The organism is Citrobacter freundii complex sp. CFNIH4, assembly GCF_002934505.1.
Lineage (GTDB): Bacteria > Pseudomonadota > Gammaproteobacteria > Enterobacterales > Enterobacteriaceae > Citrobacter > Citrobacter freundii.
Map to the genome: position 1 here is coordinate 444,219 of NZ_CP026231.1, position 13,200 is coordinate 457,418.

A 13,200-nucleotide genomic window follows, 5' to 3' on the forward strand; every position below is an offset into this window, starting at 1 on the left:
TTGTTAAGAGGGTATATGCGTTTAATCTTTTCATTGCTGCTGCTGGTCGGCTGCACCGTCCAGGCGGCGGAGCCTGTTCAGTCATTTACTGACGATCTCGGGCGAGTGGTGAACGTGCCGTTGCATCCGCAGCGTATTGTGTCATTGCACGATCTCGACATCACTATTCCGCTGATCGAACTTGGCGTGCCTCCGGTGGCCAGTCATGGCCGAACGCGCCCGGATGGCAGCCATTTTTTACGCTCCGGCGTGCTGCTGACCGGCGTGGATTTTGATAATTCGAACATGACGTATATCGGTACGGCAGACATTGATATTGAAGCCATTGTGGCGGCAAAACCGGATTTAATTATCACCGAACCCAGCCGTAACACGCCGATTGAGCAACTGGAAAAAATAGCGCCGACGGTCAGCATCGATCATCTTGATGGCGGTGCGCCGGAAATCTACCGCAAGCTGGCGCAGCTTACCGGTACGCAGAACCGGCTGGCATTGCTGGAACGGCGCTACCGTGAAGAAATAGCCCAGCTCAAGCGGACGGTCGATACGCAGCACATCTCTGTGGCGGTAATACAGGCCAATCAGGGCAAAATCAATGCGTTGCACACCTATCATTCCCTGGGGCGAGTTTTACGTGATGCTGGTTTCACTTTCCCGAAGATTATCGACAGTATTCCGCCGGGTGGGCGCATTGATGTCAGTGCGGAACGTCTGCCTGAACTGGATGCCGATTTTGTCTTCGCGACCTGGCGTGGCGATACCGGCGGTAAACCGCAGGATGAAATCGCGGCGATGGATGCGGTGATGCCTGGCTGGTGTGAGTTCCTGACCGCCTGCCAGCGCGGACATTACGTTTTACTCTCCCGTGAAGAGGCGATATCTAATTCCTATGCCTCGCTCAGTCTGATGGTGGCGCAGGTGCAAACGCACATCGCCGGACGATGGCTACCGGAGGCTAAATAACCATGCTGACGGCGAAAAAAGCCAAAAACCGTATTGATGTCTATGGTGACCGTTTTCGCGCCCGGGCGCATTTACTCTCGCCACGTATGCAGGCCGTGGCGCGTTATATCAACGAAAACCGCGAAGTGGTGCTGGAGTTTACAGCGATAGAAATCGCTGCCGCCACGCAAACATCTGACGCGACGGTGGTCAGGGCAATTCAGGCGCTGGGGTTTGCCGGGTTGCGCGATTTAAAGCAGACCATTGAACACTGGTTTGGCCCTGGCGTGACCTCAGAAGAGAAGATGACCACCACGGTGAATACGCTCTCTTGCGATGTTAATTCCAGTATTGATTTTGTCTTGCAGGGGCATCAGCGTACCTGTGAAGCGCTTTCTACACCGCAAAACCGCTATGCAATTGCCCAGGCGGTGGCATTACTGGTAGAAGCCCGTCAGGTGGGAATTTTTGGTATTGGCGCATCCGGCGTATTGGCGGATTATACCGTTCGTCTGCTCAGCCGTATTGGCCTGCCTGCGGTAGCATTTAATCGCACCGGGATTAACCTCGCGGAGCAACTGATCGCATTGCAGCGTGGAGATGTGCTGATCATGATGGCGCAGAAATCTCCGCACCGGGAAGGGCTGACGACCATTCGCGAGGCCAGGCGGTTGGGTGTCCCGGTTATTTTACTGACGAACGCGCTGGACTCCCGTTTTAGTAAAGAAGCGGATGTGGTGATTAACGTGCCGCGCGGCGGCGAGAATGGGAAAATGCCGCTCCACGGTACGGTGCTGGTGTGTCTGGAAATGATTGTGCTGTCTGTCGCTTCCACTGCGCCGCAGCGATCAATTAAATCCGTGAAGCGGATTAACGAACTGTATCGGGGCATTGGTAAATCCGGGGCGAAGAAATAAACCGGTGATATCCGCTGTGTAGGCCGGGTAGGGTGTTGTCGCCACCCGGCATAAATGCAGACAGTTCAAACCATTAATGGCCGATCATTCTGGCCTTCGGGATCAACTGGAAATACATATGATCCGGCACCGGCGTCTGCCAGACGTTGGCGTACACCGCATAACCTACGGCGGCAAACAGAATACCAAGCACCAGTAGCGCCATGGCAACACCTGACATCGTCCTCTGACGCCATAACGATTTACCACCGTTGCCTTGTGCTCCTGGCGGAGTCTGCAGTGAAAAGCTCAGCGTTGAGGCTACCGGGCAGGATTCAACGCAGGTCATGCAGCCAGTGCATTCCACGGTACGCACCTGAATCAGTCTGTCGACCGGGATATTCGACGGGCAGTTTTTCGCGCATTTTCCGCAGTCGATGCAACTGTCTGCGTTACGGCGGATTTTAAACGGCGAGAATAGCGAGAACAGGCCGAGCAGCGCGCCATAAGGGCACAGATAGCGGCACCAGGCATTGCGAATAAACAGGCTCAGGACGCTGATAACGACAAGAAAGATGAGCGTAGCGGAGCCAATATGGCGAAAGAAATCGAGCATCTTCACGTCGATAATCATGCCATAGGCCGACATTAGAAAATACTGAATCCCCTGTGCAGGCATCGACAGGGCGATATACAAAAAGAAACTCAGCAACAGATACTTCAGACTGAGCAGCGGGATATCCAGCCAGCGGGGCAGCGTGAAGTTGCGACCAAAGACTTTTTTCCCCAGATTGCCGAGCAGTTCGGACAGTGTGCCCACTGGACATAACCACGAACAGAAGGCTTTTTTTAACAACAGACTAATCAGGATAAACGCAACTAACAGCAGCATGGAGGCGGCATGGATAGGAGGAAGAAAACCAGTCTCCAGCGTATAGCGGATATTCATCAAGCCCGCGATCGGTAGCCATCCCTCAATACCACCAGGCCTTGGAATATAGACGCTGGTGCCGGCGGTTTCGAAATAGCGGACCCAGTAATAGAACGTTACGCCAATATAAATATTAATAGCCAGCAGGAGAAACTGGGTGGCTTTTCGCCAACTGCTGGCATTTCGCCAGTCATTCCACGGCAGTTTGCCTCCGATCGTGCCAGGACGGCGCTGCCAGCGCGTTCTCTTCTTCCCATTCATGATTTTATACTATCCCTCATATTTCCCCTTCTGCATTCAGAAGGCGTTATCACCGGGATATGCTAGCGCTATTTAGATTTGGTGTATTTGATTTGCATCTTATTACGTGGCTGTTATTTTCATCATGCAAATATGCCTGAATAAAAATAACAGCTCGATATTTATCGCAAGCCAGATAAATACCCTGAACGGGGTATTTATTTCTCTGCAGGGCAATGGTTATTCCTGATAAACCTCAACGCGGTCGCGACCATTACTTTTTGCCAGATAAAGTGCGCGATCGGCTTTATCAACCAGCTGTTTGTAGTCGGGATGATAATCATATTCGGCAATACCGATACTGACGGTAATAGAAAACGTTTCTGTCGCAGAGGCTGCCATGCGCATCCCAGCAATTTTCATGCGCAGCGTTTCCAGAATAATACTGGCCTGCGATTCATCTGACTCGACGAGCAGAATCATAAATTCTTCACCACCGTAGCGGAACATATAATCGCTGCTACGGATATGATCATAAATGACCGCTGCGACATTTTTGAGCGTCAGATCGCCGATATTATGCCCGAAGTTATCGTTAATTTGCTTGAAGTAGTCGATATCCAGCATCGCCAGGCTAAAAGGCTTACGCGCATGTAACGCCAGCGAGATTTCACGTCGCATGATGGTCGGAATAAAGCGGCGATTAAGCAACTGGGTCAGCGAATCTTTACCATTTTCCTGCTTGACCAGCGCCTCAAACATTGAAGCGAGCAGGAAATGGATTTTTGCCGACAGCTGGCGAACATCCTGTAATAAGCTCATCCGCTCGGGTTCTGTGGGCTGATGCTGAGGTGACAGGGTTGTCGTCAGACGGGTGTCGATCTCTGCAATCAGTGATTCCATTTCTTTGAGCAAATTGCTGTTGCCAAGAATATGTTTTCCCTTATGTGAGAACCACATACCAAAATCAGAGTTCGCCAGAAACACCATTTCACCGAAAGGCATTCCGGTAGCAATGTTATAGATAAACTGGTTTTCCCAGTCGGTAAACGAACGGATTTGCCGCTCGCGCTCGACGTTAACGTCATCGTAAATAGTCTGCAGACGATACTGCTCTTGTGTATGCAGGGAGTTTTGGTAGCTTGGGGAATAGGAGACGGTCATGGCCTCCAGCGCAGTATCCATTGCCAGACTGCTGAAACAGATAGCATTGCTCAGCAGGGAAGACGAGTCGTCAGCTTTGGTTTTCAACACCCGATACAGCTCATCTTTGAGCTTACGCGCGCCGCGGTTCACCAGATCGATGGGCAGACCGATACGGGCATGCACTACGCCAATTTTGCGTTGTTTGGCCAGCAGCTGTGAGAGATCTTCGTGCGCGCTGCCGAGCACGCTGCGTAACCAGTCAAACATACTGCCGCTGAGGCGGGTACTGACCTGTTCTGTATTGAGGAACAATGCACTCTGGGCATGAGAGAGCATATAGTCATAAAAAACGGTCACTAAATGGTGGATCTCTTCATCGCTTAACGATGTGAGGAGCGTGTGAACGTCAGGCGATGTTTGTCGTATCAGCGCCTGCCATTCTGTAAGGAGTAATGTGTCGTTTACCGGTTCAATCTGTTCCATCTCGCTGCCACTCAACGTGCGATTAAAAATTCAGGCAGTATTACGGACAATTACCTCACGATGGTCAAGTTAAACTCTTTTATCGATGGCTAATACCCTCATAAATAAGCCTGAGCGCGAAGACACCTATTATTGCGCCAATGATTCGGCTGGCAACGCATTGGATGCGACCATACGCCCGTCGCACTGCAGGCAAAGAAAATGCCTGGCTGAGAAAAATACGCCAGATAACGGAAGACAACACAATACCTGCCCAGGCCATCAGTCTGGCCCACGTAGGTGTGTCTGCGCTTAAGGTGACCGAGAAGATACTAATAAAAAACAGTACGGTTTGCGGGTTCGATAAATCCGTTAGTAATCCTCGGCGGAAAAATACATACCAGGGGGCGGAAATCGGCTGCTGTAGCGTGGGCATTTGCGGCGTGGCCTGATGGCGGATGCTGTTCCAGGCAAACCACAGCAGATAGACGCCGCCGACAATCTTAATCAATGAAAATATCTCTTCACACTGGGTGATTAGCGTTGCCATACCAAAAAGCCCAAGGCCGGAGTAAAACGCATCACCTAAGGCGACCCCCAGACCGGTCATCACACCTGCGCGTCGTCCGGATGCCAGGCTAGTTTGTACCACTACGAACAGATTTGCGCCGGGGTTAAAAAAGGTTAAAACAAACAGGCTGACGGTGAGCATGACGGCGTGTAGCGGTTCCATAGACAACCATTCCTCAAATATTCATAAAGTTAACACTATAATTTCAGCGAGCTGGCTGTTCTGAGGATCAACTCACACTGGCTATTGAAACTTTGATCTGGTTGATGTGCTGATACTCGACGGCCGGTTTTTCTGCGCTGCAAAATTTCTATATATTTCTGCTGAGTGTGGATTTTTTATCCAGGCTGGACTAGTTATTAATCATCCTTGAATCGCGTTATCTCATGTTCAGGGATCGATGATGGCGTCATAACAAAACCTGGAGCTGGTCTATGAAAACTGGAATTAAAGTACTTATTGGTGCGTTAGCTTTTGTCGTGACCAACGCATATGCCGCGGAGTTTATGACAAAGCTTGAGTTTGAAAAGGTTGAGTCGCAGTACACAAAAATCGGTGATATCTCAACGAGTAATGAAGTTTCTGTCGCAGATGCCAAAGAAGAACTGCTGAAGAAAGCCGAAGAGAAAGGTGCCGATGTTGTGGTATTAACTTCCGGTCAAACGGATAATAAAATCCATGGCACAGCCAATATCTACAAGAAAAAATAATACGCTGCTGTAAAAATCACTATTCCCGCCGGTCATTGTACCGGCGGGTTTTCTTTTAATCTGCGCCAGAACGTGGTTCTGCTAATTCCGAGATAGCGTGCAGCCGCGGTTTTATCACCATTGAATTGTGCCAACACCTGCTGCGGCGTCAGCAATGACGATGATTGTGGTGAGTCTGCAACAATGGCCAGTTCCGGTAATAGCTGTTGTAAAAAATCAACATTCAGCTCCGGCTGCGGCTCGACGCTTAAAAATAGCGCCAGGCGCTCCATCATATTACGCAGTTCGCGGATATTCCCCGGCCAGCCATAATTCAGTAACGTCGGCTGACTTAAACCCAGCCCATTGCGTACTGGCTCAGAAAACGGCACATCCAGTTCCGCCAGCGACTGTTTTAAAAAATCTTCTGCCAGCGGCAGGATATCGGGCAAGCGCTCGCGTAGCGGCGGCAGCTTGAGGCGTAAAATGCTCAGGCGATAAAACAGATCGGTACGAAACTCCCCCTGTTTCATCTCCTGCTCCAGATTACAGTGTGTGGCGCTAATCACCCGGACATCGACCGGAATAGGCTGATGCCCACCGACTCGGGTGACCTCTTTTTCTTCCAGTACGCGCAGCAGCCGGGTTTGTAACGGCAGCGGCATCTCGCCTATCTCATCAAGAAAAAGGGTTCCGCCATGAGCAATTTCAAACAGGCCCGCGCGTCCTCCCCGACGAGAGCCGGTAAAGGCGCCATCTTCATAGCCGAACAGCTCCGCTTCCAGCAATGATTCGGTGATTGCTCCGCAGTTGACGGCAACAAACGGCGGTGAGGGTTTACCGCGCCGATTCTCCTGACGAGTGAAAAACTCACGGTGAATGGCCTGTGCCGCCAGCTCTTTGCCCGTACCGGTTTCACCCTGAATTAGCACCGGCGCACGCGAGCGGGCGTAGAGCATAATGGTGTGTCGCACCTGTTCCATCTGCGCAGAATGACCGCGCATATCACCGAGCGCGTAGCGGGTGCGTAACGTATCGCCAGAAGCGTACTGACCGTTTCTACGCAGCGTCAGGCGGGTCATATCAAGCGCATCGACAAAGGCCTGGCGCACGGTGGCCGCCGAATAGATAAAGATGCCGGTCATACCTGCTTCTTCTGCCAGATCGGTAATCAATCCCGCACCAACTACCGCCTGCGTGCCGCCAGCCTTCAGCTCGTTGATTTGCCCGCGGGCATCTTCCTCGGTGATATAGCTGCGCTGTTCAAGCTGCAAATTAAAGGTTTTTTGAAAGGCGAGAAGCGCAGGAATGGTTTCCTGATAGGTAATGACGCCAATCGACGAGGTGAGCTTCCCTGCTTTTGCCAGCGCCTGTAGCACGTCAAATCCGCTGGGTTTAATCAGGATCACCGGGATCGATAAACGGCTTTTCAAATACGCCCCGTTGGAGCCAGCCGCAATAATGGCATCACAACGCTCGGTAGCCAGTTTTTTGCGGATATACGCCACCGCTTTTTCGAAACCAAGCTGAATGGGGGTGATGGTCGCCAGGTGGTCGAACTCCAGGCTGATGTCGCGAAACAGTTCGAACAGGCGCGTGACAGAAACCGTCCAGATAACCGGTTTGTCGTCGTTCACCCGCGGTGGAAGATGCGTATCAGCCATAACTAACCCAAAAAGTAAGGAACCGAGTATTAGGGTTTAGTTGTGTTTCATAAATGTTGCAATGAAACATTCAGGTCAGTTTCATGAAACGATAGCTGACACGCTTTAAGCTTCAATTTATTCAGTACGTATCCAATCTCTTGCTATAAATTTTGTTTTGATAAATTTCCTGCTACAGAAGGCCCGTAATTGACTGCTGTAAGTGTTCCTTGCTCCATAAGTAAGACTCGATCTGCTGATGCAAGTGTTTCAGGCCTGTGAGCTATCAATAATATTGGAAGCCCGATTTGGCGTAGTGTTTGACTGATAATTATTTCACTTTCTACATCCAGGTGGCTTGTTGCTTCATCTAGTAATAAAAAAAACGGTTTTTTATATAATGCTCTGGCAAGGAGTATTCGTTGTTTTTGTCCCCCTGATAGTCCACCCCCATTTTCACCAATTAATGTCTGATATCCCATGGGCATTGCTACTATGTCGTCATTGATTAAGGCCAGTTGCGCACAGTGAATCATTCTTTCGTGGTTTTTTTCTTCATGAAAGAAGATTATGTTGTCAGCTATTGAACCTCGAAACAAAAATATCATTTTGAAGAACGGTTCCAATATTTTTACGTATGTGTAAATAAGCCGGGTGGTTGTTTTTTATACCTAAAGTTAGTATTGAGCCTTCAGTTGGATGGTTAATTCCTAAGATAATATTTAATAAAGTTGACTTCCCACATCCGGATTTTCCTGTGATGGCTAAAATTTCATTTTGGTGAAGGGTTAAGGATAATTTATTGAATAATAATGGTTTTTCTCCTTTGTGGTGAAACGAGATATTTTCGACTACCACTGGGTACTCTGCTTTTATTTTTGGAGTCTGGGCGATACTTGCGTTAAAAATTGGAGACTGTTCGTGTTTTAACTCAATACTAGTTTGAGCTGCATTATCCTCTCTTTGAGTCATGACAATATCTGCAAGACGCTCATTGTAAATGTCAAGTAAGCACCAGGAAAAAATAGAGTCAGTTAGGCTACTAATACTGGATGAAAATCGGGTATGAAAAGAGAGATAGGCTACAAGCATACCTACGGTGAAATTGCCATCTAAAACTTCTCCTGCGCCTTTCCATAGAATAATCACGGAAGCAATACTTTTTGTGAGAGTATTGGCAATATCAAATCCCATGATGAGTCGGCTTTGTTGCAACTGTGTATTTCTTCTCGATACGTTGAGATTCAGCCAGGCAGCTTCTCTGTGTGCTGTAACGCCATTTACTCTGAGGCTTAAGATCCCATTTAAAGTTTCCAGGAAATAACTTGACTCCCGAGCTTCAGCATCCCAGGCATCCTCTGTTGCCTGCCGTATAGCTGGATGCCAAAGAATTCTCAATATCCCGTAAACCAAAGCTGATAATAATGCAATTAGGGTCATTGTTGGGCTGTATAGCAACATCATACTTAACGATGTTATAAGCAAAAGAAAGTCGAGAATACCGCCAAGTACTTGTAAGGTTAGGGATTGCTGAATGTTATTTATGGCATTGAAACGAGCTTCAATACTTCCTTGGCTTCTGGCATTGAACCATGTGAGAGGCTTTGTTGAATAAATCAGATTTCGGGTAAGTCTCCCCCGTAGCGGGTTGTGTTTTCAGGCAATACGCACGCTTTCAGGCATACCTGCTTTCGTCATTTTGTTCAGCGCTCGTACCAGGGCCATAGCCTCTGCAACCTGACCATCGTAGTCACGCAGTGTCAGTGAACCCCCGAACAGCTGTTTTACCCGGTACATCGCCGTTTCCGCTATCGAGCGACGGTTGTAATCTGTTGTCCATTTCCACCGCGCATTACTCCCGGTCATTCGCTGATTAGCCACTGCACGGTTACGGTCTGCATATTCACCGGGCCAGTAACCCGCACCTTTTCGGGGAGGGATAAGCGCGCTGATTTTCTTACGCCGCAGTTCATCGTGACATAGCCGGGTATCGTAAGCGCCATCGGCGGCGGCTGACCTGATTTTCCGGTGGGTTTGCCGGATTAACCCGGGGAAGGCCTCTGAGTCCGTAACGTTGTTCAGCGACAGGTCAGCGCAGATGATTTCATGTGTTTTACTGTCAACGGCGAGATGCAGCTTACGCCAGATACGGCGGCGTTCCTGGCCATGCTTTTTGACTTTCCACTCGCCTTCACCGAAGACCTTCAGCCCGGTGGAATCAATTACCAGGTGTGCGATTTCACCCCGGGTGGGCGTTTTGAAACTGACATTAACCGACTTTGCCCGCCTGCTGACACAGCTGTAATCCGGGCAGCGTAGCGGAACGTTCATCAGAGAAAAAATGGAATCAATAAAGCCCTGCGCAGCGCGCAGGGTCAGCCTGAATACGCGTTTAATGACCAGCACAGTCGTGATGGCAAGGTCAGAATAGCGCTGAGGTCTGCCTCGTGAAGAAGGTGTTGCTGACTCATACCAGGCCTGAATAGCTTCATCATCCAGCCAGAAAGTTATGGAGCCACGGTTGATGAGGGCTTTATTGTAGGTGGGCCAGTTGGTGATTTTGAACTTTTGCTTTGCCACGGAACGGTCTGCGTTGTCGGGAAGATACGTGATCTGATCCTTCAACTCAGCAAAAGTTCGATTTATTCAACAAAGCCCATGTGAGAGGAAGCCTCAATAGATGATGAAAAACGTTAGCAGTCCATTGCATATTAAAATTTACAGACATGTTTATACTGGTTAATTGTCTGGCAAGGGAAAGTAACAACTGTGTTATAGATAGTAAAGCTAAAGAAATAACAATAACAGTTAATAGATTTTCATCTGCAGCAACTAAAACTTCATCAATAACAATTTGATTAATTAATGGTCCAGCAAGAGTGATTATTTCTAGTGCCAGAGCAAAAATTATTATGCGAAGCATAGAAGAAAATAACCCTTGAGTTTTTCCTGTTAACTGCCTTAATCGTATTTTTGTTTTTTCATTACGAGGTGTAAAATTACTATTTGGAGTTAGTTCGAGTGCTATTCCTGTAAAATGTTTCCCCGCTTCTGAGACAGAAATAGATAACTTTCCTTTGTCGGGGTCATGGATTGTCAATTTATTATTACGAACCTTACATAGTACAACAAAATGATTCATATTCCAGTGAAGTATGCAGGGAAGATTGAGTGATTTAAGATCGTTTGGCTCCAATCTAACTGGTCGAGATGAAAAATTGATATCTGATGCACAATCAATTAAACGCTGTAGAGTCATCCCTTGCGTGCTTATATTAAAACGGTTACGAAGTGTGGGTAGATCAATTAATAGCCCATGCCAACTGGATATCATCGCCAGGCAAGCCAAACCACATTCCGCAGATTCTGTTTGTCTAATCATGGGGGGGGTTTTCTATCGATCAATTTTGTTTTTATCATCATACTTTTCCTTTGAGAGACCAGATTGGTTCTGTTAGCCATTCCCATAAATATCTGGTGTCCAGGCTGACATCCCCTTCAAGTAGCATTCCTGGTCGGAGTGTTTCTTTTTTCCCATAGGCCAAAATATAGGATAATTTAGGTTCAACAATTACACGATAGTGCCCTTCGTTAACAGTCCAGGTTAGAGGTGTAATTGAGAGCAAATCTGATGGTGATAACGTTGTTCGACTTATTTCACGAATAACACCGTATTGAACACCAAATTTCTGATATGGGAAAGCCTGAAATCTTAATGATACTTTCTGATTCGCACGTATAAAGCCTGCATTCTGGCTGGTTGCATAAAGCTCGATTTGAAGTTTTGTATTCTCAGGTATTAATGTTAATGCAGGTTCATATGCTTTGACTGATTGTCCTTGTTTTACAAGAATGGCCGCCACTGTACCTGAGACAGGTGCTGTCAATGCAAAATTTTCTTGGCTGGAAATTTCGACTTGTTGTTTTCGTATCTCTTGTAACTGTCTTTCTAATTCTGTATTCCTACTTTGCCCTTGAAGAGTAAGATGTGAAAGATTATCTTTGGTAGTGTCTAGTAAAGTGTGAAGTTGTAGAAGTAATTGGCGTTGGTTTTCCACATTTTCTTTTGCTGCTGTTTCTTCTATCTGTTTCTGTTGATAGTCAATGTCAGATACATATTTTTGTTTAATAAGTTTCTGATAACGTTTTACGGTCGCGGATGAAAGCTCTACTTGGTTTTTTGCTAGTGACAACCTTTGTTCTGCACTTTTTATTTGTAATAAAATTAATGGGATTCGCTGTTTTGCTGCTTGCTGTTGTTGATCGTTGTCAAGTTTTTCAAGATTTTGCTGTGTGGTAAGCATTGCATATTGAGCTTGCAATGATTGATTTATTATTGCGAATGTTCCAGTCCCCTGACGATCATAATGTTCGCCACTGATTTGATAAAGTAATTGTCCCTTTTCAACATGATCACCCTCTTTGACTGTTAACTTTGTTACATGACCATTAAATTTTGGAGTTATTTTTATCAAACCTGATGAAGGCATTACTATTCCAGTGAGACGAGATTTTCTCGTATACTCTCCAAAGGTAATAAATATAGCTAACATAATTATTAGTAGGATGGTTGCAATAGTGCTAATAGTCATACACAGTGAAGACTGTATGAGAATATCTCCGGTTGTTACTCTATAGTGATTATCGAGAACTTCTTTTCTGAATAATTCCATCATTTAAATCTATAATTTATAAAACATATTGATATTAGGTCATTCATATACTTTGTGAATAACTGGGTGTGCATATTATTAATAGATTTAACAACGTGTTTGTGTCAAGCCCTGTTAAATGGAAGTGTTGTTGCTTTGAATGCTTTTTTGACTTGTATTCGTGCAAAAAATGTATTTGAGGTTTGTTATTAAAGGGTTTTTGATTTTGCGGTGAATGTCTCAAAAACATACTTAACTTTAATTGCTTATTTGCTGGTATTAAATTTTATGTTAAAAGTGTTAGTGAGGTAATTATCGGTTTTGGTTTTTATTGAAAGGAGTAATTAAGTATGAGTATAAGGGAATTATCATTAATGGAAATAAGTTGCGTATCAGGTGGAAATGCGAACTCAAATTATGAGTCGGGCAGGAACGCAGGTAGCTCTTCTTCCAGAAACAATAACAAAAATAGTAGCAGTGGTAATCGTTCTGGTTTTTACGGCAGTTTAGGGCAGGATGTGACTAACTGTAATAATGGAATTATTGGCGGGGCTATTGCAGGCATGATGGGAGGTCCTGCGGGAATGGCTTTAGGTATCATGGGCGGGGGATTGGCGGGCGGTTGTTTTTCTAATGGTGGCAATAATAGTAATGGTGGAGGAACTGGTACTAACAGTAATTGTAATTCTGGAGGGATGGGGGGAGTTTGCAGATAAAAATTGAAAATAATGGAGGGATGCCTCCATTATTGATAATGGTTGATAAATATGATGAAAAAAATAATAAGATTAGCTGGGGTCTTTGTTGCTGTGTTAGTCGCTTCTTCTGTACTGAGTGGAGCTGGAGTGGCATTTACAGAGACCTGGTATCCAGCTCCAGAGGTATTCTCAAAATTTATTTTGGTGATCTCAACAATGTTATTTTTTGTTCAAGTATTATTGAGGATTTTAAATAAATTTTAATTTCAAAAGTATGAACCACACTTTTGGAAAGCTGTGAGATGCCTTGTGTGGTTAAAATCAAGTAAT

11 protein-coding genes and 2 pseudogenes are annotated in these 13,200 nt (G+C 46.4%); 5 read left to right on the plus strand and 8 right to left on the minus strand.

Annotated elements, in window-relative coordinates; all coding sequences use genetic code 11:
• Positions 1–15: 15 nt before the first annotated feature.
• Entirely contained in the window at positions 16–963 is a 948-nt protein-coding gene (locus C2U41_RS02315; RefSeq protein WP_003021295.1) for an ABC transporter substrate-binding protein, read from the plus strand.
• Between the two features lie 2 nt (positions 964–965).
• Positions 966–1,859 (plus strand): MurR/RpiR family transcriptional regulator, encoded by an 894-nt coding sequence (locus C2U41_RS02320; protein ID WP_003021298.1) that lies wholly within the window; start codon positions 966–968, stop codon positions 1,857–1,859.
• 73 nt (positions 1,860–1,932) lie between these two features.
• Here the strand turns inward: C2U41_RS02320 and C2U41_RS02325 are convergent, their stop codons facing one another.
• The 3 genes from C2U41_RS02325 to C2U41_RS02335 form a co-directional block, all read right to left on the minus strand.
• A complete protein-coding gene (locus tag C2U41_RS02325; protein ID WP_032937015.1) occupies positions 1,933–3,030 on the minus strand; it encodes a 4Fe-4S binding protein in 1,098 nt (365 codons plus the stop codon).
• 219 nt (positions 3,031–3,249) lie between these two features.
• Positions 3,250–4,638, minus strand: a complete 1,389-nt coding sequence (locus tag C2U41_RS02330) for a diguanylate cyclase (RefSeq protein WP_103849223.1) — start codon at positions 4,636–4,638, stop codon at positions 3,250–3,252.
• A gap of 79 nt (positions 4,639–4,717) precedes the next feature.
• Positions 4,718–5,350 (minus strand): LysE family transporter, encoded by a 633-nt coding sequence (locus C2U41_RS02335; protein WP_003838673.1) that lies wholly within the window; start codon positions 5,348–5,350, stop codon positions 4,718–4,720.
• A 272-nt stretch (positions 5,351–5,622) separates the two neighbouring features.
• Here C2U41_RS02335 and yahO point away from each other — a divergent pair, with 272 nt between their 5' ends.
• Positions 5,623–5,898, plus strand: coding sequence for a DUF1471 family periplasmic protein YahO (gene yahO / locus C2U41_RS02340; RefSeq protein ID WP_003021310.1), 276 nt, complete (start codon positions 5,623–5,625; stop codon positions 5,896–5,898).
• Positions 5,899–5,930: 32 nt separating this feature from the next.
• Here yahO and prpR read toward each other — a convergent pair whose 3' ends face one another.
• The 5 genes and pseudogenes from prpR to C2U41_RS02370 all read right to left on the minus strand — a co-directional run bounded on the left by prpR (position 5,931) and on the right by C2U41_RS02370 (position 12,193).
• Complete coding sequence (prpR, locus tag C2U41_RS02345; protein WP_048216784.1) at positions 5,931–7,541, minus strand: propionate catabolism operon regulatory protein PrpR; 1,611 nt, start codon at positions 7,539–7,541, stop codon at positions 5,931–5,933.
• Positions 7,542–7,684: 143 nt separating this feature from the next.
• Positions 7,685–9,122: pseudogene (locus C2U41_RS02350) on the minus strand (peptidase domain-containing ABC transporter); the annotation flags it as partial.
• A gap of 54 nt (positions 9,123–9,176) precedes the next feature.
• Positions 9,177–10,100 (minus strand): IS5-like element IS903B family transposase, encoded by a 924-nt coding sequence (locus C2U41_RS02355; protein WP_001118619.1) that lies wholly within the window; start codon positions 10,098–10,100, stop codon positions 9,177–9,179.
• Positions 10,101–10,176: 76 nt separating this feature from the next.
• Positions 10,177–10,902: pseudogene (locus tag C2U41_RS02365) on the minus strand (cysteine peptidase family C39 domain-containing protein); the annotation flags it as partial.
• Between the two features lie 37 nt (positions 10,903–10,939).
• On the minus strand, positions 10,940–12,193 hold the full coding sequence (locus C2U41_RS02370) for an HlyD family secretion protein (RefSeq protein WP_103849218.1): 1,254 nt from the start codon (positions 12,191–12,193) through the stop codon (positions 10,940–10,942).
• A gap of 329 nt (positions 12,194–12,522) precedes the next feature.
• On the opposite strand from C2U41_RS02370, the gene C2U41_RS02375 reads away from it, so the two are divergent.
• On the plus strand, positions 12,523–12,888 hold the full coding sequence (locus C2U41_RS02375; protein WP_071701336.1) for a hypothetical protein: 366 nt from the start codon (positions 12,523–12,525) through the stop codon (positions 12,886–12,888).
• Positions 12,889–12,939: 51 nt separating this feature from the next.
• Positions 12,940–13,134 carry a hypothetical protein gene (locus C2U41_RS29265; RefSeq protein ID WP_129622448.1) on the plus strand — a complete coding sequence of 65 codons (195 nt, stop codon included), beginning with the start codon at positions 12,940–12,942 and terminating at the stop codon, positions 13,132–13,134.
• The last annotated feature ends 66 nt before the right edge of the window (positions 13,135–13,200 follow it).

What these genes read in the sequence shown, in the direction of transcription:
- C2U41_RS02315 (WP_003021295.1), top strand. Translation starts at nt 16, where the DNA reads ATGCGTTTAATCTTTTCATTGCTGCTGCTGGTCGGCTGCACCGTCCAG.
- C2U41_RS02320 (WP_003021298.1), top strand. Translation starts at nt 966, where the DNA reads ATGCTGACGGCGAAAAAAGCCAAAAACCGTATTGATGTCTATGGTGAC.
- C2U41_RS02325 (WP_032937015.1), bottom strand. Translation starts at nt 3,030, where the DNA reads ATGAATGGGAAGAAGAGAACGCGCTGGCAGCGCCGTCCTGGCACGATC.
- C2U41_RS02330 (WP_103849223.1), bottom strand. Translation starts at nt 4,638, where the DNA reads ATGGAACAGATTGAACCGGTAAACGACACATTACTCCTTACAGAATGG.
- C2U41_RS02335 (WP_003838673.1), bottom strand. Translation starts at nt 5,350, where the DNA reads ATGGAACCGCTACACGCCGTCATGCTCACCGTCAGCCTGTTTGTTTTA.
- yahO (WP_003021310.1), top strand. Translation starts at nt 5,623, where the DNA reads ATGAAAACTGGAATTAAAGTACTTATTGGTGCGTTAGCTTTTGTCGTG.
- prpR (WP_048216784.1), bottom strand. Translation starts at nt 7,541, where the DNA reads ATGGCTGATACGCATCTTCCACCGCGGGTGAACGACGACAAACCGGTT.
- C2U41_RS02370 (WP_103849218.1), bottom strand. Translation starts at nt 12,193, where the DNA reads ATGGAATTATTCAGAAAAGAAGTTCTCGATAATCACTATAGAGTAACA.
- C2U41_RS02375 (WP_071701336.1), top strand. Translation starts at nt 12,523, where the DNA reads ATGAGTATAAGGGAATTATCATTAATGGAAATAAGTTGCGTATCAGGT.
- C2U41_RS29265 (WP_129622448.1), top strand. Translation starts at nt 12,940, where the DNA reads ATGATGAAAAAAATAATAAGATTAGCTGGGGTCTTTGTTGCTGTGTTA.